General features: G+C 61.5%; 1 protein-coding gene and 1 pseudogene. One reads left to right on the forward strand and one right to left on the reverse strand.

Annotated elements, in window-relative coordinates; translation table 11 throughout:
- Positions 1 to 203, forward strand: a pseudogene (gene gltD, locus EN750_RS34655) (glutamate synthase); the annotation flags it as partial.
- 464 nt (positions 204 to 667) lie between these two features.
- Here the strand turns inward: gltD and EN750_RS41205 are convergent.
- Positions 668 to 1033 (reverse strand): extracellular solute-binding protein, encoded by a 366-nt coding sequence (locus EN750_RS41205; RefSeq protein WP_245454714.1) that lies wholly within the window; start codon positions 1031 to 1033, stop codon positions 668 to 670.
- Positions 1034 to 1314: the final 281 nt, after the last annotated feature.

Here is a 1314-nt window from a genome sequence, read left to right on the forward strand (position 1 = left end):
AGATGAAGATCGCCATTGACAGCCGCCGCTCGAAGAATGTCGAGGCCAATGACCGGGACTACAGGACCAGCGTCGAAAAGCTCTATGCGGCGGGCGACGTGCGGCGCGGCCAGTCGCTGGTCGTCTGGGCGATCCGCGAGGGCCGCCAGGCGGCGCGCGCCATCGATGAGGCGCTGATGGGATCGAGCGTGCTGCCGCGCTGAGTCCGTCTCGAGACCCTACTTGTGCGGCCACCTGAAGGCGCTTTCCGCCCTTCCGCTGCCCCGGGCAGCTTACGGACTGATCGCCGTGGTCGTTTCGGTTGTGGCCCCGGCCGCAGGCTGCCGCCTTGGCGGCCAAGAAAAATCGTCGGCGCGGCCGGGCGAAGCAGCGCTGGGTTTAAGTGCTTGGGGTGACACGGCGTGATCTCCGCCGTTGGCGGGAACAGGGCAGTGCAATAGTACTGCCCTGTTCCTTTTGATCAGAGGCCAGTGCGGATTTCTTCGGCAAGCGCCCTCAACGTCGTCTCGACGTCATCGCCGTTTGCCATCTTCTGCATCGCCACGGCCCATGCGTTCATGGCTTCGCCGAAGCCGACACGCGGTGTGAAAGCCAGCGCGGCTTGATCCTGTATCTTTTTGAAGCTGTCAACGAAGTTGTTGAACTCGGGCTGCGAAGCGTACTTAGTCTAGGTATCGTCCTGCCAGGTCGACGTGCGCGGCGGATTGACGAGCTGGCCAGCAAGGGCACCCTTGAGCGCCACCTGCTTGGAGGTGGCCCACGGGATGAACAGCCAGGCCGTGCCCTTCTTTTCGGAAGCCGCGTTCATGGCGAGAGCCCAGATCCAGATGTCAGAATCCAAGCTCGTGGCGCTCGGTGCGTGCAGCGGCGGAGCGAAGGCGATCTTGCCGGATGCCGGCTTCCCCGCAACATCGTTCCAGAAGCCGAACATTTTTGAGTCGATCGTCATCGCGGTGCGGCCGGACGAGATGCCGTCCACGACCTGGTTCCAGTTATCATTGGCGAAGGAAGGAGCCGCGCACTTCTTGATCATGTCCGAATGTAGTCGTATCCAGCATCGGTAAGCTTCGGATCACTCAGGTATTTGTCCAGCAGGCGCCACTCGGAGCGAGGTCCTACGCGGGCTGAATGCCAGTGCCGAACACATCCCATGCTGGCGACTTCGTCGTCAGTTGGATCGTCATCTTGTTCCAGTAAGAATCGTCTGGGTAGAGTTCCGGCGTGACCTTGATGCCGGGTCAGCTTCTCGAACTCCGGAAAGTTGCGCAGCGAGAGCATCCGCATAGGGGTGGATGTCGTAGGCCCAAGTTATGC

The organism is Mesorhizobium sp. M7A.F.Ca.ET.027.03.2.1 (genome assembly GCF_003999175.1).
Lineage (GTDB): Bacteria > Pseudomonadota > Alphaproteobacteria > Rhizobiales > Rhizobiaceae > Mesorhizobium.